This window comes from Flavobacterium petrolei (genome assembly GCF_003314435.2).
Classification (GTDB): domain Bacteria; phylum Bacteroidota; class Bacteroidia; order Flavobacteriales; family Flavobacteriaceae; genus Flavobacterium; species Flavobacterium petrolei.
The window spans coordinates 193,628-218,979 of sequence record NZ_QNVY02000005.1 but is presented as its reverse complement, the minus strand read 5'-3'; the positions used below and the strand labels follow the sequence as shown (position 1 = coordinate 218,979).

Here is a 25,352-nt window from a genome sequence, read left to right as displayed (position 1 = left end):
TTCGCCACTAGTTTTTTTTTATACTAGCATTTGCGAAACAAAGGATCCATTATGTGGGAATTTAACATATTAACATTTATTTACAAAGCAGGGTTATGAACCTATTCAATTCTGCTCTATATTTGTATTTCGAGTCTTTTTTCTCGTTTAAATCTGATTTTATTCCATTATAAATGAATACTGAAACCAACCGTTTTTCGAATACACTACATGAAAACCAAAATAAAAATTGGGTAAGAGCCATTGATTCTTCTAAAATTATCAATTGGATTGATGATTTATTCAAAATATTATTCCCCGAAAAAGCTTTGGAAACCATTCAAATCGAATTGCTTTTGGACCAAAACAAAGCCAACTTCATCGCCATTCTCTCGGAGATTGTAAAAGACAAAACAGCGAATGAAATTCTGGATGACACTGAATCATTTTACACCGCGCTTCCGGAACTATATAACTCGATGCAAAAAGACGCTCAGGCTATTCTGGATACAGATCCTGCAGCTGATTGCATTCAGGAAATTATCAATTCCTATCCCGGTTTTTTTGCCATAGAAGTCTATCGTATTGCCAATGCAATTGCTTCCCGAACTACGTGCTTGTTGCCGCGAATTCTAACCGAATATGCGCATAGCAAAACCGGAATCGACATTCACCCGAGTGCTACCATTGACGTTCCGTTTATGATTGATCATGGAACCGGAATTGTCATTGGCGAGACCACAATTATAGGGAAATATGTCAGCATTTATCAAGGAGTGACATTGGGAGCGTTGCAAGTTGAGAAAAGCATGCAGGAAAAAAAACGCCATCCTACCGTGGAAGATCATGTGATTATTTATGCCAATGCCACCATTTTAGGCGGAAGCACCATTATAGGTAACCACAGCATTGTGGGCGGAAATACCTTTATTACCAAGAGTATGAATCCGTATTCATTTGTCATGCAATCCAATAAAAATACAGTTTTGAATCAACAGGAAATAAAAGATATTAATTTTTTCTCCATATAAATATTATGAAATACAACAACATACTCGAAACAATAGGCAATACGCCACACGTAAAAATCAATCGCTTATTTGGTGCCAACCACAATATTTGGATCAAACTGGAACGTGCTAATCCCGGAGCTAGTATCAAAGACAGGATCGCTCTTGCCATGATTGAAGATGCCGAAACCAAAGGACTATTAAAAGCTGGAGGCATCATCATTGAAGCAACTTCCGGAAATACAGGAATTGGACTGGCAATGGTTGCCGCCGTAAAAGGCTATAAATTAATACTGGTGATGCCAGAATCCATGTCGATAGAAAGACGCCGACTCATGAGCCTTTATGGTGCTGAATTTGTTTTGACGCCCCGTGAAAAAGGAATGAAAGGCGCGCTGGAAAAAGCACAGGAATTAGTTGCCGAAATGCCAAATGCCTGGTCACCGCTTCAGTTTGAAAATCCTGCCAATATCGAAATTCATAAGACAACCACCGCGCAGGAAATTATAAAAGCATTCCCTGACGGACTGGATTATTTGATTACCGGCGTAGGAACCGGTGGTCACATCACGGGTTGTGCCGAAATATTGAAGCAACATTTCCCCAACCTGAAAGTGTATGCTGTAGAGCCTGAAGCCTCACCCGTCATCAGCGGTGGCGCTCCGGCTCCCCACCCTATTCAAGGAATTGGAGCAGGATTTATCCCTACAAATTTGCACACGGATCTATTGGACGGAACCATCCAAGTAAGCAAAGATGAAGCATTTGAATACGCCCAAAGAGCAGCTAAAGAAGAAGGCATGTTCATAGGGATATCCTCTGGAGCATCGCTAGCTGCCGTGGCAAAAAAACTATCCGATATCCCTGAAAACGCAAAAGTATTAACTTTTTGTTACGATACTGGAGAACACTATTTAAGCATCGAAGGCTTATTTGTGTAATCGAAAATCCCTTTTACTACTAACCGATTTGTGAAGACAAGTCGGTTTTTTCTATGGTATTGATTTTTTCGGCGTTTCCATACTGCAGTGCTATTGTATAAATCACTTTGTTTAGTACCGCAACAAGGTCTGGCTATTTGTTCCCGCTTTTATAGTTTTACCCTTCGGGTTAAAACTATAAAGAGCTCCACTACCATCCTTTACAAGACAGCTTCAATCCACAAGATTGTAGCAGTAATAAAACTATTTGTAAAAAATCAGTATCTTTCAATCACAAAATCAACACGATATGACTTGGACAGCAAAACTGATAAAACACAATAACGAAAATAGAATTGCCGTTTATTTTGAAAAAAACCAAGACCTTATTGCTCGTATAAAACAACTAGAAGGAGCACGCTGGAGCCAGCAAAAAACAGTTTGGCACCTCCCCGATACACTAGAAAACAGGGAACGTTTCAAGATAGAACCTCTTGCAAATTTAGTCCCTTCGCCAGAGGCAATAACACAAATTGAAAAATTTAAACAATGGATGCGTTCCAAGCGTTATAGCGAAAGCACCATTAATACCTATAGCGAAGTATTGAAATCCTTCCTCGTTTTCTACCGAGAAAAACCAGTTGCTTCGATCAATAACGAGGATGTCATTATCTATAACAATGAGTATATCTTGAAGAATAAACTTTCGGCTTCATATCAGAACCAAACGGTTAATGCGATAAAGCTATTTTTTATGACAGTGAGAGAGACCAAAATTGAAGTAGATAAAATTCACCGTCCCAAACGAGCCAAGTTATTACCCAACGTGTTAAGCAAAGAAGAAATAAAATTAATCTTGGATGCCCACAGCAATATCAAACACAAAATGATGCTTTCGTTAATTTATAGTTGTGGCTTACGTTGTGGCGAATTATTAGCATTACAGCCTGTTCATATTGACTCACAAAGGAATATTGTACTATTAAAAAATGCCAAAGGTCAAAAAGATAGAATTGTACCTCTGAGTCCTAAAATACTAGATATGCTAAGAGAGTACTACTCTTTATATAAACCAAAAAAATATTTGTTTGAAGGTCAAGTAGCCGGTGTCCCTTATGATAGCCGGAGTTTACAACAAGTTCTCAAACAAGCATTACATAAAGTCCATCTTACAAAACCCGCTACATTGCATTGGTTGCGACACAGTTACGCCACTCATTTACTAGAAAGCGGAACCGATCTGCGCTATATACAAGAATTACTGGGTCATAATAGTAGTAAAACAACTGAAATTTATACTCATGTGAGTACCAAAAGTATCCAACAAATAAAAAGTCCATTTGATGATTTGTAAGATAATAATTAAAGTGTATATTTGACAGTAATACGCTACTCAGTAGCGCCTATCCACCCAAAATGAGAGGTATAAGCGCTACTTTGTAGCGCCTATATACTAGTTAGGCACAAGCTTAAAAAAAACCGAAGAAAATGACAATACATTTCACAAAAGGTGATATCATAAGAGGTAGTAAAACTAATATTGATGAATCTTATCATCCAATTGTTTATTTTGAAGAACAAGATGGTGTATTCTTTTTAGGCGGGATGATAACACATTCTAAAGCATTTGGAAATATTGCATTAGATGACTCTCATTTTGAGCAAAAAATTGACAATAACATAAAGACGAGCTATTTTGTGAAAAATTATCTAATTAAGAAACAAGAATGGGCTCCTTTTGTGAAAATTGGAAAATTATCTATATCAGGCATTGAATTTATTACTGAGAATTTAGAAAACACTACTCCCGAAATTTGGGAAAATTATTTAACAAAATAAGAAATAAATTAAGGGAATGGCGGAAAATAATCAATTAACAATAAAATTTGGAGGAGATGGAAACATCAAGATTGAAACTCTGACAGACTTTCTTGATGAATATAAAGATTTACTTTATTTAATCAACACCGAATTAGGTTATAAATCAGATGATTTAACAATTGAAGTATCACCTCCTGAAAATGGTAGTTTCAAAATAAAAATTAAGTCAAAATATAAAGACTTAATTTTAGATAAATTAGGAGATTTAAGCGTCGGTGTATTATTAGGACTAATAGCAATCTATTCTGCTAATTCTGGAAATAAAAAAGATTTAGAAGAAATAAAAATGATTCTTGAGCAAAAAGAAATAAAAGATAAAGATGTACCAAATATTGTATATAATATTTATAATAATTCGGCAGCACAACAAAAAATTCAACAAACTTTTATCATCGTAAATAACGACGAAAACGTTACAAACTTAAAAATTGAGCATAAAGAAAGTGAAATAATAAATATTCCAAAATCTGAATTTACTAATCTAATTAAAAGTCTTTCAGTTACTGAATTAGAGACAATTCCTCAATCTGATGTTTTAACAGATGAAGCAACACTAATTATAAAAACAATTCATTTTGAAGGACAAGCAAAATGGGCTTTCATTTTCAGAGGTTACTTAATTAAAGCTTCAATTAAAGATCCTAATTTTATTAATAAACTTAATAATGAAGCTTTCAGAAAAGGAGATGCGTTAAAAGTAATATTGTCAAGAAAACGAAATTTTGATGAAAGTTTACAAACTTACATTATAGACCAAAATAGTTATGTAATCGACAAAGTGATTGACCATAAGTCAAAAACTGATGACCAAAGAAAAATCAATTTTGAATAAAAGCCAGTGCCTAACAGCTGTTTTGAGCTAGCTGGAGTTTAGTGGAATTACCGTTTCGCATCAAGCTTTCGTTAAGCCGAAAATTGAGCGGTTACGAATTTCCAGCCATCTCAAAGCAGCGGGACGTTACCAGATAGTTTAGAGAACCGAAAAACAGAAAATATGAACGATAAAGAATTAAAAATAATATTCTTAAAAAGAAAGTTAGAAAGTGAATCTAAAAAACTTAATCGTGATGATTTTTTTGAATTAATAAAAGATGAAATTGGATGGAGAAAATATAATGAAATAAATTCTGAATCTGTTAGGAATTCATTACTAGATGCACAAACACATACTAAATTAACGGAATTAGGTAAATCTACATTAAGCACTTTAGAATCAGATGTTAAACAAGAATTTAAAGATAAAGAAGCAGTACGTAAAAAATTACACAATGATTCTAAACTTTCAGATTGGCAAGTTAAAACTTTTTGGTTTTTATTCGTATTTGGCATATTTGGTGGTTTATATAGTGGATATGATATTATAAAAAATCTAACCAAAGAAGAAAATGTAAAGTCAAAACAGATAACCAAAGAAGAAATGGAATCGGAATTATCCAAATTGCGTACTTTAATTTTAAGCCGAAAAAAGGACAGTTCTTCAATTCCTCCCAATCCTGAAAAAGGTAAATAATATCTTTAAACATAAAATATAATTTTAAAATTACTTCCGAATTAAACGGTGCGGAAGCTAAACCGACAATAAAACCATCTGGTAACACACGTTACAATCAAGATGGGTAATGGTTATTAATTTAAATATGGGTTTGTACTTTTAAAATTAGTCATAACCCAAAGCACAAGGCATACTTTATCCCATCCTGCTTGTAGCGCGGGAACGTTATGCGTTATTGTAACGAGCCTTGAATAAATCATAAGCTTTATCCATTTCTCCACCTTCGGAATTTAATAAGTCAATTAGGTCGTTATCTTTATCAAGAACTTTCCAGAAGTCTAAATCACAACATTCACGTTTTATATTTCTGTCAAAATCAGGAATATCTTCTTCTGTTTCTTGGTCTGTATCAAAGTATTTTGAGCAAGTTGCTTCCTCTGCATAAACACCACCGTAATCACTATCTCCAACTTCTTCGTGCTGAAAATGTTGGCAGAAAGAACAACAACGCATAACACTTGCTAAACAAGATTCGGGTTTGGTTTCTGTATTTAAAGTCTGTTTCATTTTTGTTGGTATTAGTTATTAATCGAAAATCTGTTTTTTATTTTTCCCAGAACCTCGCTTAGCAAGAGAATGTTAGTGGCTATATTAACGCAGAAAAAACAACTTATGACAGAAATTGTATATAAATTTTTACCAAAAGAACGAATAACATATTTAGATGATGAGCTTCTAAGAATAACTCAACCTGCCGAATTAAATGATCCTTTTGAATTTCTGCCTGCCATACCTACGATAGATGATTTTCTTGAAATACTTAAAAAAATCTACACTGAAAACATTGCATTGATTGAAAAATCTAAACTTGAAAAATCTAAAAAGTCCGAGTTGAAAAACGTTCAACTACGAGAATATAAAACGCAAGTTAATAAGTTGAAAAATAATGAAGACGGAAATGTAAAAACACACTTTCTTGAAAACGCCGTTAAAAATCTCAACACCCATTTAGGTATTCTTTCTTTGACAAGAAGATGGGATAGTACGTTAATGTGGGCACATTACACAAATTCACATAAAGGCCTTTGCATTGGTTTTAATTCACAAGATCCTTACTTTAGTCAATATAGGAAAATAGCAAACGTAGAAAAAATATTTATGCCTGTAATTTATAGTGATGCAAGAATTAAAGTTCCACTTGAAAAAGGCGTTTCAATTGACTTTCAAGTTGTATTATCAAAATCCAAAGATTGGGAATACGAAGAAGAAGAGAGACTTTTAGTTATGCTTAGACAAGCGAATAAAGTAATATCAAGCAAACCATATGACATTTGTCTTTATAAAGTGCCACATACTTTAATTAAAGAAATAATAGTCGGTGTAAATTTTCCAAATGACGAATTAGAAAAAGTCAAAAAATTTTGTTTCGAAAATGATATAGAGCTTTATAAATGCAAAATATCGGAAGAGAAATATGATATGGAAAGAGAAAAATACAGCCACTAACAGCCACTACAACGGATTTGGGCATTTGGCTTAATGGAAAAATGGTCTTGTATTTGGAATGATTTGGCAAATCCGAATAATGGGCTTAATTTAGTCCCATACCCGCTGTAGTGCCAGAACGTCAGGCTGTGAAAAAACCTCTTTTTTCTAACATAATCTTCAAATTTCACGATACTACAATTCAAATAAAGCCTTTTAAGAAGGCTCTTTTTTTAGGCTGCAAATTTAGTTTGATAAAAATTGAAGTCTAATTGCAGCTTTAAACACATCGTTTTTAGCAAATACAAGACTTTTGTCTTGTAGGGTGAGTTCCATTTTTTGAGTTTGGTAATCAAATCGGGAACGCCCAGGATATTGATACTGCGTTTGATGTTATACACCAGCATAATCAGGCTGTGTTCTCCATTTACTTTTTCTAATCCCGTTAAATTGGTGTGATTGTAACCCCATTGGCGCTTGATAGTGCCAAAAATGTGCTCATTTATCTCTTGCCTCTTGCGGTAGAGTTGTGGGTTTTCATGATAGCGCTTGTTATTTTCTTCTACGGCATCGGCATATTGGCTTCTGTCGATTTCTCTGCCTGCAGCTCTACTAGTACATAAATGTTTTGCGGGACATGCTTTGCATTTGGGGGTTCGGTATTTTTTAAAATTATAGCTATCTCTATCGGTGGTTTTCTTATGCCAACTGCCTGTAGTTTTTAGTGTTTCGCCTTGTGGGCAGGTATAAGTATCGGTGTCTTGATTGTACTGAAACTGGGCTACTAAATAATCCTTGGTCGTACCGTTTTCGTTACTTTTTCCTTGTTCTGGCTGGGCTACAATGGTAGTGATGTTGGCTTGTTTGCAAATTTCTATTTGTTTGCCATTGTGATATCCTTTGTCCACCAATGCGGTATAGGTTTCTATGCCTAGATTCTGTTTGGCTTCTATGGCAATGACTGACAAGGCACTGCGATCATTCTTATTGATGGTGTGCGTGGCCACAACAAGATTATTTTTAGCATCCACTGCGGCTTGAACATTAAACGAAATTTCAACTACTTGTCCTTGCACTAATAAGGCTCTGGCATCGCTATCGGTAGTACTTATTTGCGGCTCGCCACTTGCTTTTAGTTTTTCTTCCAGTAGCTCATAACGCAATTTGTTCCCTTTCAATCGGTCTAACTTTTGTTGGATATTTTGGATTATAGCTGGATTATCTTTGGCGTCATTTTCTTCCAAGATGTCCAAGTATTCTTGGGTCTTAACTTCAATATAAGCTAAGTGTTTGTCGATTTTCTTTTGGTTGAAATTGGCTTTCTTACTATTGTGCGCGCGACTTTTGGTACCATCGATAGCAATAGTTTCGCCGCCTATCAAATCAGCATCTTTCAAGAAGGAAACAAATAGTTTGAATAGCTTTTTCAAGGCAATAGGATTGTCTTTTCTAAAATCTGAGATGCTGTGGTAATTAGGACGAATGTCTTCTAAAAGCCATTGCATTTCGATGTTTCTGAAACATTCCTTTTCTAGATCACGGCCACTCCTAATTCCGTTGAGATAACCGTATAAATACATCTTTAGAAATACTTTACTATTGAAACTTGGGCGACCTTCGGTCTTGAGCGTTTTTACAGCAAAATCGAGTTTAGAGAGGTCAATATATTCGACAAAGGCATCTATAAATCGCACCTGATTATCGGGACTTATAGTGTCTTCTAAACTTGAAAAACGCATTTGTTGACGGGAAATACCTGAGATGTGTTGCATTCTTAAAAATACGAAAAATCTTCTTTTTATACTAGTATTTTGTTATATTTGATGATAATACAACGGAGGTTTTTTCACAGACTGACGTTATACGCAACCCTATGGAAACAGTGCAAACTTTGAACTGACTGCAAGAAACAATCAATAATTAAATAAATGGAATTAGCAAATTATATTACAGCTTTAGATAACAACACCAGCGATACATTGAATTTGGCAAAGAAATGTTCAAATACTCAATTGCATTATAGTGCCGAAGGCAAATGGAGTATATTACAGATTTTGGAGCACATCTGTATTGTTGACAAGGTTTGCATCGCAATTATTTCACGACCTGCTTCTGAGAATACATCAGCATTGACGGAAATTTATGGGAACGAGAAACTAAAAGACGCCTTGGTTACCAACCGAGATAGAAGAATTGAATCACCTGAAATTCTAAAGCCTAAAGGTGGCGTTACCGATGTTAATGAATTTGAAAAAATGTTTTTGTACCAACGAAATATGCTAAAACAAAACCTTACTTCTGGTAAAATTATCGTTGACAACAAAATACACAAACATCCATTTCTAGGAGATATGACAATTGCTGATTGGCTGTATTTTATTGTCCATCATACGCAGCGACATACGGAGCAAATAAAAGAAAAATGTGTGTAAATCACCTTGAACAACCCGTGTGCGAAGTTCGGACAAATGAACTCCAAACGGACAGCAGGGCAGCGGATAACAGCACATTTGCAATAGGCGGGGTTTCGTGCTCCGCAGACAGTTTTGTGGTAGCCAAAAGTTTTGTGCTCCGCATCAATATTAGTGGTAAAAAGCCCGCCCATCGCAAATCTGCCAAACGTTGGCAGTAATTAGACATATTTACCTAAATTGAAGACTATAGAAAACGGAAGAAAATGAAAATTCTGTTGAATCATAGAAAAACTTTAGTTAAAAATATAAAACTCAATATGAATAAAGTAATTCTGTATATCTTACCACTTCTTGCATTGTTTATAGGCTGTAAAAATGATTCGAATCTAAAAATAGAAGAAGAGCGAAAACTTATAATACAAGCTGGCTCTGGTGAAAAAGGATTGGAAGACTTTAAATATTATTCCGATTCTACATACACTTTCTATTTAAAAAGTATTGATTTTGATTATGAAAAAGTTGAAAAATTTAAAGGTTCTTGTTATCTTAAAAATGACACTTTATATTTCACTCCTTTTGAATTTAAACCTACTAAAAGTGAAAAAGCAATTCTGAAAAATAATTTCATAGAGTTTATTGGGAAGTATTCTTCATACCGTTTAGAAATAAAGAAAAATAACACGAACATAAAAAGTAAACTTAACTTTAAAAAGATAAAAGATTTTGCTGTTTTTACTTACTATCCTGAATCCGAAAAATCAAATTATAAACTATATGATTTAAATCAATCAGAATTAGAAAAAGCAAATAAAATTTTAGAGAAATGTTTCGAAGAAAACAAATCGAAACTTAGAAATTCAACTGAATATGTAAAGCAATGTGTTGCAGTTAAGAACGCAAATAATGAAATTGAAGTTTGGATAAGTTGTTATTGTAAAAATTCGTTTAACAAAAATGGATATAAGTTTTATCAAATAGAAATGAATGATGGCGGAAATTGTAATGTTTTAATTAAAATCAACATTACTAAAGAGACAATTTCGGAACTTGCAATCGCAGGATTAGCGTAATAATAACTACTGCCAACACACGCTACAAGCAATTTGGGTATTAGGCTTAATGGAAAAATTTGTTTGTATTTGGAATATTTGGCAAATCCGAAGAATGGGCTTAATTTAGTCCCAAACCCGCTGTGGTCCCAGAACATTGTAGGCAATGCTATCGTAGAATAAAGAATTTAACACATTTTTTTATATTAAGATTAAATGAACATAAACTTTACTTCAGACTTATTTCTTTGGTTACTATTAATCACTTTACCCGAAATGGTATTTTCTCAATCGGCTGACTTTACCATTCAAGATGTAAAATTTGAAAGTCAAGGCGTCACTCTTGCAGGCTCAATTTTAACGCCAAAAAAAACATTTGCAGCAGTTGTAATTGTTCATGGCTCTGATCCTGTAAAAAGAGAAATGGAGTTCGCTAAAAGTCTTGCGAAAGAAGGTATTGCCGTATTGACATATGATAAACGTGGAGTTGGAGAATCTGGTGGTGTATATGTAGGACCATCTGTTGGCACGAATAATATTGATACTACTAATATTAATTTATTATCTCACGATGCAAGTGCAGCGGTAAATACAGTTCGAACTTGTTTGAAGAATAAAAAAATACCTATTGGATTAGTTGGCTTCAGCCAAGCAGGATGGATAATCCCAATTGCTGCGCGCAAAAATCCACAAATAGAATTCATGGTTTTATTTAGTTGCCCGACAATTACAACCCTTGAACAACTGAGATTTCAGTTTTACACCAACGGAAACAATAACTTTTGGGAAAATCATACGGAAGCTGAAGCTCGTGAACATATCAAAAATGATTCTGATAGGTATCAGTTTACAGCAACTGATCCAAAAATTTCTTTAAATACACTTTCTATTCCAGGGCTTTGGCTTTTTGGTGAAAAAGATATCCAAATTCCAGTAAAGCTATGTATAGAGCAACTAAATACATTCAAAGTTCAAGGCAAACCTTTCGAATATACCTTGTTTTCAGCATTAGGTCACAATACTTCTTCGGGCGATATTTCAGAAACTGTGGATATTTCTATTGAATGGATTAAACTGAAAGCATTAAATATTAAGAAGTCTAAATCATACAAATAAAGTATACTGCCTACAACAGCCAGGGTTTCGTTTCGTGCGCAGCACGAACAATGAAACTCCAGTTGAACAGCTTGTCCCGCTTTTACGGGAGAATCTGTCAGTAACAGGAACTATGGAGTTATCGTAAAATTTTGAGAGAGAATGTCAAGAGGATTTAGTGTCCTCTTTTTTTGGGATTAGTTTTAAGCTTGGATTTTTCATATTTTCATTTACTTCAAATCATTCTACGCCGTTTCTAAATCCTTAACATAAATACATACAGTTTTACAAATCAATGTTTACTTTACTATTTGTTTAATTATTTGTTAAATTAATTAAACAAAACAAATAAATAGCTATCTTTGAGTATCTTAATTTAATTTAAACTTAAAAATATTGACTATGAAATTAGTAAAAACAATTGGTGCATTTGCATTGTTAGGAGTAATTGCTACTTCTTGTGGAGAGAAAAAAACAGCTGAATCAACAGATATGGCTGACACAACAACTGTAGTAGTAGACACAATGGCTGTTGCTGAAACACCAAACATTGTAGGTGTAGCTTCAGGAAATGCAGATTTCTCAACATTGGTTACAGCTGTTAAAGCAGCAGGATTAGTAGAAACATTAAGCGGTGATGGACCTTTCACAGTTTTCGCACCAAATAACGCAGCGTTTGACAAACTTCCTGCAGGAACTGTAGACGGGTTGTTGAAACCAGAAAGTCTTGACAAATTGAAAGCTGTTTTGACATATCACGTAGTTTCAGGAAAATTTGATGCTGCAACAGTAATTGATGCCATCAACAAAAACAACGGAAAATATACTGTTACAACTGTTCAAGGTGGTACTATTGTTTTAAGCTTGAAAGACGGAAAAGTGATGTTGACAGATGCTAATGGTGTAACTGCAACAGTGGTTCTTGCTGATGTAGCGGCTTCAAATGGAGTTATTCATGCAATTGATACTGTTGTTATGCCTAAATAAGGTTTTAACTTTTAAATTTTAGAAACCGTTGCAGCAATGCAACGGTTTTTTTATGCGATGTCACAAACAAATAACTGTTATTTTTGTACAAACAACCGCTTTAATTAACTTTGAAATAGAATAAGGTTTAACTGTATTTTTGAAATTAAATAAAGATTCGTGAAAATTAGTGTAGTATGTGGCTAAAATAATTAACTGACATTACTGGAAATTCCTAACATTTAAAATAATTAAGCTACATACATCTTATGAAGCACTTTACTCTTTTACTTCTTGTTTTCGCAATCTTAATCGGTTGCCAAAAGAAAGACAATAATTCCCCAAAAATCCCAACAACAAACAATACGCAGGACACTGTTTCCATTGTTGAAGAAAATACAGAAAAGACCCCAGACAGTACAACAAATGTTGAAACTAAAAGCACTCACGGACTTATTCTGACTTCTAATGCGCTACAAGTAGTAAATATAAATACGGGTTCCACCTCAGAAATCCCTTTTGGCAAACCATTACACCAAATGATTGAAATCATTACTAATGTTCTCCAATCCAAACCAAAAACTATTGGAATAAATAGTGAATGTGGTGCTGGACCTTTAAAAATGGCATCTTGGAATAATGGATTAACGGTGGTATTTGAGAATAAAAACTCTAAATCTAAAATTTCAGAAGCCGAATGGCAATTTGCGGGTTGGTTCGTGGGAAGCAATTCCAAAAACTCAAAAGAAATCTCAACAATGGCTGGAATCGGGATAGGATCAACAAGAGCCGAAATGGAAAGCGCTTATGTACTATCGGTTTCCAAAACCAGTTTAGGATATGAATTTTCGACTTCCTCCGGATTGTTTGGTATTTTTGACGGGCCAAATAAAAAAGCTAAAATTACAAGTTTATGGAGTGGCCTTAGTTGTAATTTCAGATAATTCTACAATCAAAAATGACCGTTGTTTCATGACCTTAGAATTATATAAATTGTACCCAAAAATAGAATATATTTACGCTACAGGAAGTTTTACAAACGTATTTTGACGTTGGATCAATCCTTTTATTTAAAAAACTAACCGAAACTATAACCATTAACCACAACGATACTATGAAATGGAAATTATCCTTTTTTCTTCTTTTCAGTTTTACACTTTTGGCGTACAGCCAACAAACTGACGAAGCTGCCAAAATAATAAGCCTTTTAGAAAAAGAATCGGCAACATGGAGATCCGGAGACGGAAAAGGCCATGCCGATTGTTGGCACATACAACCCTACAGCCGGATTTTGATTTCAACTGGAAACGGAACAGCGCTTGATATTCCACCTGCGGCAATGAAAAACACGGATCCAGCAACGATGGGAAATGGCGGTTTCTCTGTTAATACAAATTACAAAATAAGCATTCAAAAAAATAGTGCTTGGGTAAGTCACGACGAACTATCAACCTCAAAAGACGGAACTAAAAGTTACTCTTATGAAATTCGACTTTTAGAGAAAATTAAAGGGGAATGGAAATTAGTGGGTCAATCGATACATATTTACAAACCAGAATAGCAACCCGCAGCCATTATAAATTTAGATGTATTTTGATTTTTTTAGCTTAAATTACAAAAAAAAATTAGGTGAAGGAACAATTTAATATTCCTCCACTAACTCAAGTTCAGTAATAGCCAACTGACAAATTTCATTTAAATATACAACTTCATCTTTTATTTTTTGTCCTAAAGGATTTGTTTCGATTTCATTTTCGATAATCGCAACGCTATCTGACGCTTTGCTGATACCTAATAAACTTAAAGAAGATTTTAACTTATGAATTTCTTCTTTCAATGTTTTTATATCATTATTTTCGTTAGATTTTAAAATACTCGTAAGTGTTTCCGGCGTATTTTCTAAAAAAACGGAAATCATGTTTTTTATGAAAGTATCATCTCCTTCTGCAAAATCCATTAAATATTTAAAATTAATGAGTTTTTCCGTTGTCATTTCTTGTTTTAGAAATTCAGGAGGTGATATCGTATTTCCTTTATTTTTATTCAAATTCTGATATAATTTTTCCAATAATACATTGAAATCATATGGTTTCGATAAATAATCGTTCATTCCGTTTTGTAAACATCTTTTCTCTTCTTCTAATGTAGCGTGCGCTGTCAAGGCTATAATAGGAACCATAGATTTATCCCCCATTTTTGTTCGAATGTGATGCGTAAGCTCATTTCCATCCATTTCCGGCATTTGGATGTCCATCAAAATAATATCATAATCAGTATTTGTAATCTTTTCAATCGCTATTTTTCCGTTGTCAGCAATATCAATTTGTTTGTCCCATTTTCCAAAAACTTTTTTTGCAAGAAGCTGATTCAATTCATTATCCTCCACTAAAAGTATTTTTATATCTTTTAAAAAAACAGGATTGATTACTGTATTTTTTGACTTAGTGAAATTGCTTACTACTTTTTGTGCCTTCTTATACTGCAATGAAAAAGAGAATTCACTACCTTCCTCAACAACACTTTCAACAGTAATTTTGCCGCCCTGTAATTCAACTAATTTTCGCGTTATGGTAAGACCAAGTCCGGTTCCTCCATATTTTCTGGTAGTTTCATTTGAAGCCTGATTGAAACTTTCAAATATGGAACCTATTTTATCTTTTGGAATACCAATTCCGGTATCGATTACTGAAAATTTTATTAACGAATCGGTTTCAGTTTCCAGCATTTCAGTAACCACCACTTCAACATATCCTTTTTCAGTAAATTTTAGAGCATTACCAACCAAGTTCACTAAAATTTGAGACAGTTTTGTAGGATCACCAATTAGATTGTCATTTATCTTAGGCTCAATATCGTATAGCAGTTTTATTTTTTTCTCTTTTGCATTGGGAGACAGTAATTCAATCACGTAACTTACTGTTTTAGATAGAGAAAATTGTACTTCTTCAAAAGTCATTTTATCGGCTTCAATTTTAGAATAATCGAGAATATCATTAATAATAAACATTAAGTTATGACTGGCTTTTTTTATTGCTTCCACACTCTGTTTCTGGTCGCTATCAAGATTTGTACTTTCAAGAATTCTGGCAAATCCAATAATTCCATTCATAGGAGTCCGAATTTCGTGGCTCATATTAGTAAGAAACTGCTCTTTTATAACAACTGCTTTTTCTGCTAATTCTTTTGCTTTTATTAACTCTGCTTCTGAACGTTTTTGCTCACTGATATCTTGAATGGTCCCCAGAATTTTATATGGTTTTTCGTTTTCGTCATTCAAGTATTTAATGAATTCATGGATGTATTTTACCGTTCCTTTTTTAGTGGTGATACTATGCTGAAACTGGACTTCTGCATTAGTGTTTATAACATGGTTCAAATTACTTTCAAAAATAGCTAAATCTTGAGCGTCAGTAAAACAGGATTTAAAAAAATCAATGGAAACAATCTCGTCGTTGTCAACTTCAAAAATAGTAAAGAATCCTTCAGAGAAATAGGCCTCATTAGTGCTTAAATTAATTTCCCAACTTCCAATCTTGGCTAATTTTTGTGCTTCTGAAAGTCGATTGGCATTAATTTTTAAAGCTAATTCTGTTTTTTTTCGCTCTTTTAAACTCTCATTGAGTTTTAGAGCGTTTCTGATACTTTGTGAAACACCGTCCGGCGTCAGCAGCGTTTTGGGAATATAATCTGATGCGCCTCCTAAAATTGCTTGGCTTGCAATTTTTTCATCGCCTTGCGAGGTTACAAAAATAACCGGCGTTTCTATGTCTAAGTCTCTCAATTTTTTTAAAAAAGAAATCCCATCACTATCGGGCATCATATAATCTAAAAAAATCAAATCATAATTGACAGCTTTAACCTTTTCTATTCCATCTCGTGCTGAAAAAGCACTTTCGACATCAGCAATTATTCCAGAGTGCGAAATTGACCGGAGAATAGTAACCATATCGACTTTATCATCATCAATAATTAGGATTTTTAAAGTAATACTCATGTTTATTTTTATTTTAGCTTGAGAATTCGATATTATTCCAATAATCATTCAAAATGGAAAAAAAATTAATCATTTCTTCAATTTCAAATGATCTATTGATATACCCTGCAATATTCAAGTTTAGTGCTGCACGTTTATTTTTATCATTATTTATATCGCTGATCACAAATATTAATGTTGATTTTAAATCAATATCAAGTCTAATTTTTTCTATTAATTTGATTCCATTAATTCCTTCAGCATTAATATCAATCAGCATGATTTTTGGTAGTGGGGATAATTTTTTATCACCTGTAAGCATCAACCATGCTTGAATATCGTCCTTAGCGAAACATAAATTATATTGTATGCCAATTTGAGAAAAAACATTTAATGTATTTTCAAAATGAGCTCTATTACTATCTACTAATAATATGTTTGCGCCTACCATACTTTATTTATAAAGTTAAAAAATTACATCTCACATAAAGACCAAAAATTCTTAAGTGTTGCAACTGAAGTTATAAATTTTTCGAAGGATAATGGTTTTAAAATATATCCGGCAACATTAAGATTGTATGCATTAATCTTATCGCTATCTTCATTAGAAGTAGTCATTACAAATACAGATATATTTTTTAGCGTTTCATCATCTCTTAAGTGTTTAAGAAATTCAATCCCATTCATTTTTGGCATATTAATATCCAAAATAATGATCCTAGGGACTGGAACAATCGATGTCCGTAACATATCAAGGGCCTCTACCCCGTTACCAGCAACAAAAAGTTCGTTCTTGATATTATTTTTCGAAAAGGCTCTTTTCACATTCATCACATCAACCTCATCGTCTTCCACTAATAAGATATTGACCAATTTTTGTATCATAATTTAATTTTTTAAGCTTATTATTTTTGGCCAATTAATCTGAAAAATTGAACCTTTATCTCTGCCTGGCGTGTACTGAATTTTTCCACCAACATATTCTACTATTTTACTGCTAATTGTTAACCCAGCTCCTGTCGAATCAAAAACGTCTTTTGAATTTACAGTGTAAAAAATAGCGAAAATCTTATCTTTCAATTCTTCCGCTATACCTGGACCATCATCACTTATTTTTATTTCATATTCGCTTTCATTTTCACTGACATCCACATAAATATTTTTGATTTCTTTATCGTGAAATCGAACTGCATTGTCTAATATATTAAAAATAACTTTATTTAATTTTTTGCCTACAGTGGTGCAGCTTTCATTGTCCAAATGATACTCCACTTGAAACTTAACATTTTGTTCATAATCCAAGCTTGCGATGCATTCCTCCACCAGCTTAGGAAAATTTACTTCATACAGTTCCATTTCGGTCCTGTTGATTCTTGATAGTTCCAGTAATGCATTCAACATTTTTTCAAGACGTCCTACCCTGTTTTTTAATAATGCAAAATTATTTAAAATATCCGGATTTACATCGGAACCCAAATCATCTTCAATCCACGTAGTTATATTAGAGATTGCTCTCATGGGTGTTTTTATGTCATGTGAAACTATGTAGACAAAATCTTCATATTCTTTTTTTAGTGCAGACAACTCTTCCTGACAACTTTTTACTGATTCTTCCATTTTAGGCTTCTTTAGGAATGGTAAAAATAAAACTTGCTCCTTCATCTTTTTCTGATACGATACGAATTGTTCCTTCAGCCTCTTCAATTATTTTTTGAACGATAGATAAACCGATTCCGGTACTTTCTTTTTTGTCACGTGCTTCAATAGTCTGAAACACTTTGAATACTTTTTTATGGTATTCTTCTGCAATTCCGGGACCATTATCTTTTATAGTAAACTGGTGAAAATGAGGCAACGATTCATAGAAACATTCAATTTTTCCTATCGGTTTATCATTATACTTTACACTATTGCTTATCAGGTTACTGAACAGCTGTTGAAACAATATACTGGCAATTTTTATTTTAGGAATGTTTTCAGCAATGTAAATTTCAAATCCTTCCGTAGGAACAATTGAATCAACAATCTGATATAACATTTTTTTCAAGTCGGTATCTTGTTTTTCTATTTTCGTCCTACCAATACGTGAATATTCCAGTACGCCATTAATTAAATTCTCCATACGCAACACGCGTCCTCGCAATAAATCAAAGTTTGCGCTTACCTCTTTGGGCATATCTGGCATATCTTCAACGATCCATTCCGAAAGATTGTTTATAGCTCGCAAGGGAGCCTTTAGATCATGTGATACGATATAGGCAAATTGATCTAGTTCTTTATTTGTTTTCCCAAGATTTAACAATGCTACTTTTAAGTTTTCTTCGGCTCTTTTCTGGTCGGTAATATCAGCACTGATAGCAATATATTGATACGATCTTCCTTTTTCATCTAAGAATGGTACAATGGTTGTTTTTTCCCAATAATACGTTCCGTCTTTAGCTAAATTTCTAATCTCTCCTTTCCAAATGTTTCCGTTGGTAATTGTTCTATATATCGTACTGGTAAAATCCGATGAAAGGCTACCTGAAATTATTCTTTGGTCTTTTCCTACCAATTCCTCCTTCGTATACTTAGAAATAGTACAGAAATTATCGTTTACAAATGAAAATATCCCGTTTTTATCCGAAATAGAAACAATTGAAGATTCATCTAATGCAGATCTGATATCATTGATTTCTTTCGCTTTTTCAGCAATTTTTTGCTCTGCAAGTGTTTTTTCGGTAACATCCATAATAGAGCCCTGCAATCCAATCATTTGTCCTTTGTCATTTTTAAAGGGCTTCCCAATTTCTAAAATATGTTTTATGCTATTATCCGGTAAAACTATTCTATAACTAATTTTAAAATCTTCATCGATATTTAATTTATCAAGGTTTAAATTATCTAATATCTTTAAATCATCGGGAAATATCCTCTCTCTATAGGCAACAAATAACTTATCCGAACTTAACTCTTCCAGTTCAAAAATACTATAATGTGCTTTAGACCAGACCAAATCATTTGTAGCTAAATCAAATTTCCAACTACCAATTTTTGCGATACTTTGCGATTCATCTAATAATTTATTACTATTTATTAAACTTTGTTCTACTAATGTTTTTTCCGTAATATCCTGAATACTACCCTGAGCACCAATAATCTCCCCCGCTTCATTTTTGATAACTTTACCTAAAGTCAAAATGTATTTTACTCTTTTATCAGGAAATTCAATTCTGTTGAAAAACTCAAAATCCTGCCCTGTGGCAACGCTTTTTTCAATTTCTTTATCCAATAGTAATAAGTCTTGTGGCTTAAGCATATTTCTATACGCTTCATATAGGGTATCTGGAGGTAATTCATCAATCTCGAAAATTCTATAATGTCCTTTTGACCAGATTAAATCTTTTGTAATTAAATCAAATTTCCAACTTCCTGTTTTAGCAATACTTTGCGATTCGTCTAAAAGTTTATTACTGTTTATTAAATTTAACTCTGCTTCTTTTTCTTTAGTTATGTCTTTTGCTACACCAAGATAACCTGTAATTTCATCTAGGCTATTTTTTATAGCAGTTATTGATAATTGTATGGGTAATGTGCTGCCGTCTTTTCGTACATACGTCCACTGACGAGAATCAGCTATCCCTAATTTTCGTGCCTTAACAACAAAAACATCAAATCCAGGCTCTACTTCTTCCCCAAGTTCAAAAGTAAGCTCTTCTGCCCTTTTAATTACTTCATCTAAAACATGTATAATAGCCGGAGAAGTTTTCCCTACTACATCAGCTGCCGTATATCCCAGCATTTTTTCAGCTCCATCATTAAATTCTTTAATTGTTCCTTCAAGATCAGTTGCAATTACTGAAAATTCTGTAGAATTTAGAATTGCCGATAATTCGCTGCTAGTTTTCACAAGCGCTTCTTTTTGATCATTTTCTAAAGTCATGTCTCGGGCAATACAATACAAATTACCAGTGACAGGGTCTGGAGAGGTGTTCCAGCTTAACAGAATGTATGTTCCGTTTTTACAACGGTACCTATTTTCAAAACTAATTGTCAACTCCCCTTTTGCAAGTTTTTCTACTTCATGATAGGTTGCGGCTAAATCATCCGGATGAACAAAATTAACAAATGGCGTACCTTCTAATTCTGCTTTTGAATATCCCAATACCCTAGTAAAAGCAGGATTCACTTTATGAAACATTCCATTTACGTTTGCAATACAAACTAAATCCTTTGATAGGTCAATAAAATTCTGAAATTCTTTTTGAGTAGTATGTAAATCTTCATTATTTTTTCGCAATTGCAATAATAAAACAACTTGATTTGCCAATAATTGTAAAGCATTTTTTTGGTTTACATCCAAAGCCCTCGGAACTGTATCAATAACACACAGTGATCCTAAATTAAAACCATCTGAATCTTTCAGAGGTGCACCGGCATAAAACCGAATGTCAGGATTTCCGGTAACCAAAGGGTTATCCGCAAATAATGTATTTTCTAAAGCGTTTGTAACTTCATAGACTTCCTCTCCCATAATGGAATATTGGCAAAAAGAAATCTCTCTAGGCGTTTCGGTCGCTCCTAGTCCAACAGATGATTTAAACCACTGTCTATCCTTATCCAACAAACTGACTAACGCTATTGGAGTACCACAAATATAGGACGCTAATTGCGTTATTGCGTCATACTCTTTTTCAGGCAAAGTATCCATAATTGAATAACCTTCCAGAGCTTTTAGTCGGTCGAATTCATTCTCCGGTTTTGGATTTATTTTCATTAATATGGGTGTACTGGTAAAGAATTAATAATTTCTAGCGGTTTAATGATTATTTATTTCAATTTCCATAAGCAGCTTTCGGTACTTTTATTAAAATACTAATATGTTTCATTACAAAAATAAAATTAATTTTGAATTAAACGGGGAATTCACAACTTAAAATTAAGACATTCCGGAAAGATTAATCAACATTTAAAAAAGCCAAAATAATTAAGCCTGGCAACTACTTGTCCAGCAAAAAAGAAACTATTTAAAAACAAAAATTGCACTTACAATACCCAACTTGTTATTAAAAAAATCGTCTCGGAAGCATTGTCTTTTTCTAAAAATAAAAATATTTCAAAGACACTCGATAAAATACACATTATTCTGATTAACAGCAACTTAAATGCAAAAATAAATAATATTTTTTAAGATTAGAAAAAATATTTTATTAAATTTACAGTATTGGTTTAAGCAAGCAGAATGTCCTATTTCTCGATTCTTTAAACCTAAAAAAGTCCTTTGAATTTCAAACCTACATCTGAATTTCAAAATTTACAATCGGACTAATAAAAGCCCCTTCTTATTTTAGACTAATATTATTTTAACAGACTTCAATAGGCGTCTGTTTGGATTAAAAAAAAATATGAAATGGCAAACTACAAACACATCTTATTTTTCAATCAAATTGGTATTGACGCTCTTAGCGAAGTTGGGGGCAAAAACGCTTCATTGGGAGAAATGTACAATCAGCTCAATCCAATTGGCATCGCCATTCCAAACGGCTTTGCTCTTACCGCTGAAGCCTACCGATTATTCCGCAAACAAAATAATCTGGAGCAACCGCTTCAAGAGTTGCTGTTGTCATTGGATACCAAAGACTATTCAAATCTTTTAACAATTGGAGAAAAAGCCAGAACACTCATTTTATCAGCCACTATTCCTGAAGAAATTCGTGCAGAAATTGAAGTCGCTTACCAATCCCTCAGCGAGCAATGCGATTTAAATAATCTAGATGTGGCAGTTCGGAGCAGTGCCACATCAGAGGATTTACCAAGCGCCAGTTTTGCCGGTCAGATGCAATCATTTTTAAATATTAAAGGTCAAGACCAATTATTAGATGCGGTGCACCGCTGCTTTGTGTCCTTGTTTACAGACCGCGCTATCAAATACCGCCATGACATGGGCTTTGCTACATTAGATATTGCTATTTCCGTTGGTGTTCAACAAATGGTTCGGAGTGATAAAGCTTCGTCAGGAGTTGCGTTTACCATTGATCCGGACAGTGGATTTGAAAACACCATCATTATCAACGGATGTTGGGGACTGGGCGAAAATATCGTTCAGGGTACAATCACACCAGATGAATGGATGATTTTCAAACCTACTTTAGAGAACCAAGATTTGAATCCAATGCTGAAAAAACAATGCGGTAGAAAAGAGTTCACCATGATTTATTCCGATACATCAAAAAGTAACTCAGCAGAAAACACCATCGTAAATACCGAAACAACTTTGGAAAAACAGAACCAATTCTCCTTAACCGATAAAGAAGTCATCCAACTGTCTCGATGGTGTTCTAAAATTGAAAAACATTACCAAAAACCAATGGATATCGAATGGGCAAAAGACGGTTTAAACAACCAATTGTATATTGTTCAGGCCCGTCCGGAAACCGTTCACGGCAAAGCAAACAAACAAGTTCGGGAAATATATAAACTCCAGGAAAAAAGTACACTTTTGACCAAAGGAATTGCGCTTGGCGATAAGATTGCTTCGGGGAAAGCTCGAATTCTGAACAATCCACAAGAAGGTGCTTTATTGCAAAATGGAGAAATCATTGTCACAGATTTAACGAATCCGGATTGGGATCCCATTATGAAAAGAGCTTCGGCAATCATAACCAATAAAGGCGGACGCACCAGTCATGCCGCAATTGTAGCCAGGGAACTGGGAACTGTTGCCGTTGTAGGATGCGGAAATGCTACTTCGGTGATAAAAAACGGACAGGAAATCACCGTTTCCTGCTCCGAAGGCAAAGAAGGAAATGTTTACGACGGGAAATTGAAATGGGAAATAAAAGAACAAGATTTCAGTACTCTCAAAATGCCGCAAACAGACCCGATGCTGATTCTCGCTGATCCCGAACGAGCTTTTGAATTAAGTCAGTATCCCAATCAGGGTGTGGGTTTGATGCGAATGGAATTTGCGATTTCGAATACCATCAAAATCCATCCTTTGGCGTTATGCGAACCTGAAAAAATAACCGATGTAAATATCAAAATGGAAATAGCAACATTGACAAAAGGCTATGAAGATCCCAAAAATTATTTCATTGACAAACTCACCGAAGCGGTAGCGATTGTCGCCGCTGCTTTCTATCCAAAAGAGGTGATTGTACGAATGAGTGATTTTAAAAGCAACGAATACGCCAACCTCATCGGAGGGAAATATTATGAACCAGACGAGGAAAATCCGATGATTGGTTTTCGTGGCGCCTCGCGTTATTACAGTGATTTTTATCGAAAAGGTTTCGCACTAGAATGCGAAGCGATGAAAAAAGTACGCAACGAAATGGGACTTCACAATGTAAAACTGATGATTCCGTTTTGTCGCACATTCGAAGAAGGAGAAAAAGTCTTGGCTGAAATGGCGAAAAACGGTTTGGTGCAAGGCATCAACGGATTGCAGGTTTATGTGATGATTGAAATTCCAAGCAATGTATTGATGGCGGATGATTTTGCTAAACTCTTTGATGGTTTTTCTATTGGTTCCAATGATTTAACGCAACTCACGCTGGGACTGGACCGCGATTCGGCATTGGTCAGTTACTTATTCAGCGAAGAAAACCCTGCCGTCAAAGCCCTGATAAAAGAAACCATTCGGGTGGCCAAGCGCTACGAAATAAAAGTGGGATTGTGCGGACAAGCACCCAGCGACATCCCTGAATTCGCCACGTTTTTAGTAAATGAAGGGATTGACAGTATCTCGTTTAACCCAGATGCTTTGATAAAAGGAATCGAAAATATTTTGGAAGCAGAACAAAAAACAAAAAGAAAAATCATCGTCTAAGAAAACCAAATCATGGAAACAACATTCAAGAATAAAGTAGCATTAGTAACCGGAGGAGCATCAGGAATTGGCAGAGCCACGGCACTTGCTTTCGCCAAAAAAGGAGCCAAAGTAGCCGTGGTAGATTGGAAAGAAAATGATGAAATGGTAGACCTCATCAAAGAATTGGGTAGTGAAGCTATTTTTATCAAATGCGATGTCTCAAAAACCGATGACGTAAAAGCGATGGTGGCGCGAACAATTGCCGCATTTGGCCGATTGGATTATGCGTTCAACAATGCCGGAATCGAGGGTGCCTCCGCTTCTACCCAAGATTGCTCCGAGGAAAACTGGGACAAAACCATTGGTGTAAACCTGAAAGGAGTTTGGCTGTGTATGAAATATGAAATCCCTGAAATACTCAAACAAGGAAAAGGAGCCATTGTCAACTGCGCTTCGGTAGCTGGATTAGTTGGTTTTGCAGGTTTACCGGCTTATGTAGCGTCTAAACACGGAATTGTGGGACTTACAAAAACTACTGCTTTAGAATGTGCTACACAAGGAATCCGAGTAAATGTGGTTTGTCCCGGTGTCATTCAAACCCCAATGATTGACCGACTGACCGGAAAAACAAAAGAAGGAATCGAACGATTTAAAGGTTTTGAACCCATTGGACGTTTTGGTCTTCCAGAAGAAATAGCCAATGCCGTGATATGGATGTGCTCTGATGAAGCCTCATTTGTAACCGGACATGTAATGGCTGTAGACGGCGGATTTACAGCACAGTAATTTAAAAAATAACCAAAAAACTACCCCAAGATGCACACGTACGAAGTCAACCTAAAATGGACCGGTAACACGAAAGGACTTTTGAGTTCTCCGGTTTTACCACAAAATCTTGAAGTCGCCACACCACCTGATTTCCCAAAAGGAGTGCAAGGAATTTGGTCACCAGAACACTTATTTATTGCATCAATCAACAGTTGCGTCATGAGTACTTTTTTGAATATCGCTGAAAATTCTAAACTGCATTTTATCAGTTTTGAATGCAAATCTTCTTGCACCGTTGAATTGATCGAAGGTGCTTACGTAATTACTGAAGTCCTCTTACATCCTAAAGTTGTCATTCCCTATTCCCAAAAACCAGACCGGGCAAAACGGATTGTGGAAATGAGTGAAAAGGCGTGTTTGGTTTCCAATACACTAAAAATACCCATACGATTAGAGCCAGAAATCATTGTAGAGAAAAGTCTGATTCCTATTGGTGAATCTTTTTGATCAATACAAAACAGAAAATTT

23 protein-coding genes are annotated in these 25,352 nt (G+C 34.5%); 16 read left to right on the top strand and 7 right to left on the bottom strand.

Features of this window, described 5'->3' with window-relative positions; translation table 11 throughout:
• Positions 1-173 precede the first annotated feature (173 nt).
• From DR871_RS14350 to DR871_RS14325, 6 genes are all read left to right on the top strand, one after another.
• Positions 174-1,010, top strand: a complete 837-nt coding sequence (locus tag DR871_RS14350) for a serine O-acetyltransferase (protein WP_113666875.1) — start codon at positions 174-176, stop codon at positions 1,008-1,010.
• A gap of 5 nt (positions 1,011-1,015) precedes the next feature.
• Entirely contained in the window at positions 1,016-1,930 is a 915-nt protein-coding gene (gene cysK / locus DR871_RS14345; protein WP_113666874.1) for a cysteine synthase A, read from the top strand.
• 289 nt (positions 1,931-2,219) lie between these two features.
• Positions 2,220-3,263 (top strand): tyrosine-type recombinase/integrase, encoded by a 1,044-nt coding sequence (locus DR871_RS14340; protein ID WP_113666873.1) that lies wholly within the window; start codon positions 2,220-2,222, stop codon positions 3,261-3,263.
• A 134-nt stretch (positions 3,264-3,397) separates the two neighbouring features.
• Entirely contained in the window at positions 3,398-3,748 is a 351-nt protein-coding gene (locus DR871_RS14335) for a hypothetical protein (RefSeq protein WP_113666872.1), read from the top strand.
• 16 nt (positions 3,749-3,764) lie between these two features.
• On the top strand, positions 3,765-4,622 hold the full coding sequence (locus tag DR871_RS14330) for a hypothetical protein (RefSeq protein WP_113666871.1): 858 nt from the start codon (positions 3,765-3,767) through the stop codon (positions 4,620-4,622).
• A gap of 162 nt (positions 4,623-4,784) precedes the next feature.
• Entirely contained in the window at positions 4,785-5,300 is a 516-nt protein-coding gene (locus DR871_RS14325; protein WP_113666870.1) for a hypothetical protein, read from the top strand.
• A 207-nt stretch (positions 5,301-5,507) separates the two neighbouring features.
• Here the strand turns inward: DR871_RS14325 and DR871_RS14320 are convergent, their stop codons facing one another.
• Positions 5,508-5,849 carry a hypothetical protein gene (locus tag DR871_RS14320; RefSeq protein WP_113666869.1) on the bottom strand — a complete coding sequence of 114 codons (342 nt, stop codon included), beginning with the start codon at positions 5,847-5,849 and terminating at the stop codon, positions 5,508-5,510.
• Positions 5,850-5,954: 105 nt separating this feature from the next.
• Here DR871_RS14320 and DR871_RS14315 point away from each other — a divergent pair, with 105 nt between their 5' ends.
• Positions 5,955-6,788, top strand: coding sequence for a DUF2971 domain-containing protein (locus DR871_RS14315; protein WP_165355345.1), 834 nt, complete (start codon positions 5,955-5,957; stop codon positions 6,786-6,788).
• A gap of 212 nt (positions 6,789-7,000) precedes the next feature.
• Here DR871_RS14315 and DR871_RS14310 read toward each other — a convergent pair whose 3' ends face one another.
• Complete coding sequence (locus DR871_RS14310; RefSeq protein WP_242497123.1) at positions 7,001-8,539, bottom strand: IS1182 family transposase; 1,539 nt, start codon at positions 8,537-8,539, stop codon at positions 7,001-7,003.
• Positions 8,540-8,695: 156 nt separating this feature from the next.
• On the opposite strand from DR871_RS14310, the gene DR871_RS14305 reads away from it, so the two are divergent.
• The 6 genes from DR871_RS14305 to DR871_RS14275 all read left to right on the top strand — a co-directional run bounded on the left by DR871_RS14305 (position 8,696) and on the right by DR871_RS14275 (position 13,852).
• Positions 8,696-9,199: a DinB family protein gene (locus DR871_RS14305; protein ID WP_113666867.1), complete on the top strand. Its 504-nt coding sequence runs from the start codon at positions 8,696-8,698 to the stop codon at positions 9,197-9,199.
• Between the two features lie 299 nt (positions 9,200-9,498).
• Complete coding sequence (locus tag DR871_RS14295; protein WP_129752550.1) at positions 9,499-10,251, top strand: hypothetical protein; 753 nt, start codon at positions 9,499-9,501, stop codon at positions 10,249-10,251.
• 195 nt (positions 10,252-10,446) lie between these two features.
• Positions 10,447-11,346, top strand: coding sequence for an alpha/beta hydrolase family protein (locus DR871_RS14290; protein ID WP_113666865.1), 900 nt, complete (start codon positions 10,447-10,449; stop codon positions 11,344-11,346).
• A gap of 381 nt (positions 11,347-11,727) precedes the next feature.
• Entirely contained in the window at positions 11,728-12,312 is a 585-nt protein-coding gene (locus DR871_RS14285; protein WP_113666864.1) for a fasciclin domain-containing protein, read from the top strand.
• 248 nt (positions 12,313-12,560) lie between these two features.
• Entirely contained in the window at positions 12,561-13,235 is a 675-nt protein-coding gene (locus DR871_RS14280; protein WP_113666863.1) for a hypothetical protein, read from the top strand.
• 170 nt (positions 13,236-13,405) lie between these two features.
• A complete protein-coding gene (locus DR871_RS14275) occupies positions 13,406-13,852 on the top strand; it encodes an endo-arabinase (RefSeq protein WP_113666862.1) in 447 nt (148 codons plus the stop codon).
• An 81-nt stretch (positions 13,853-13,933) separates the two neighbouring features.
• Here DR871_RS14275 and DR871_RS14270 read toward each other — a convergent pair whose 3' ends face one another.
• From DR871_RS14270 to DR871_RS14250, 5 genes are read right to left on the bottom strand one after another with little or no spacing between them, the layout of a single operon-like run.
• Positions 13,934-16,285, bottom strand: coding sequence for a response regulator (locus tag DR871_RS14270; protein ID WP_113666912.1), 2,352 nt, complete (start codon positions 16,283-16,285; stop codon positions 13,934-13,936).
• A gap of 13 nt (positions 16,286-16,298) precedes the next feature.
• Entirely contained in the window at positions 16,299-16,715 is a 417-nt protein-coding gene (locus tag DR871_RS14265; RefSeq protein ID WP_113666861.1) for a response regulator, read from the bottom strand.
• Between the two features lie 23 nt (positions 16,716-16,738).
• On the bottom strand, positions 16,739-17,149 hold the full coding sequence (locus DR871_RS14260; RefSeq protein WP_113666860.1) for a response regulator: 411 nt from the start codon (positions 17,147-17,149) through the stop codon (positions 16,739-16,741).
• 3 nt (positions 17,150-17,152) lie between these two features.
• On the bottom strand, positions 17,153-17,881 hold the full coding sequence (locus DR871_RS14255; protein ID WP_113666859.1) for a sensor histidine kinase: 729 nt from the start codon (positions 17,879-17,881) through the stop codon (positions 17,153-17,155).
• A 1-nt stretch (position 17,882) separates the two neighbouring features.
• Positions 17,883-21,020, bottom strand: a complete 3,138-nt coding sequence (locus tag DR871_RS14250) for a PAS domain S-box protein (protein ID WP_113666858.1) — start codon at positions 21,018-21,020, stop codon at positions 17,883-17,885.
• 633 nt (positions 21,021-21,653) lie between these two features.
• Here DR871_RS14250 and ppsA point away from each other — a divergent pair.
• The 3 genes from ppsA to DR871_RS14235 are packed head-to-tail and all read left to right on the top strand — an operon-like array spanning position 21,654 to position 25,331.
• Positions 21,654-24,074, top strand: coding sequence for a phosphoenolpyruvate synthase (gene ppsA, locus DR871_RS14245; protein WP_113666857.1), 2,421 nt, complete (start codon positions 21,654-21,656; stop codon positions 24,072-24,074).
• 12 nt (positions 24,075-24,086) lie between these two features.
• The gene (locus DR871_RS14240; RefSeq protein WP_113666856.1) at positions 24,087-24,842 is read left to right on the top strand and encodes an SDR family oxidoreductase; all 756 of its coding nucleotides are present in this window, start codon (positions 24,087-24,089) and stop codon (positions 24,840-24,842) included.
• Positions 24,843-24,872: 30 nt separating this feature from the next.
• Positions 24,873-25,331, top strand: coding sequence for an OsmC family protein (locus tag DR871_RS14235; RefSeq protein WP_113666855.1), 459 nt, complete (start codon positions 24,873-24,875; stop codon positions 25,329-25,331).
• Positions 25,332-25,352 lie beyond the last annotated feature (21 nt).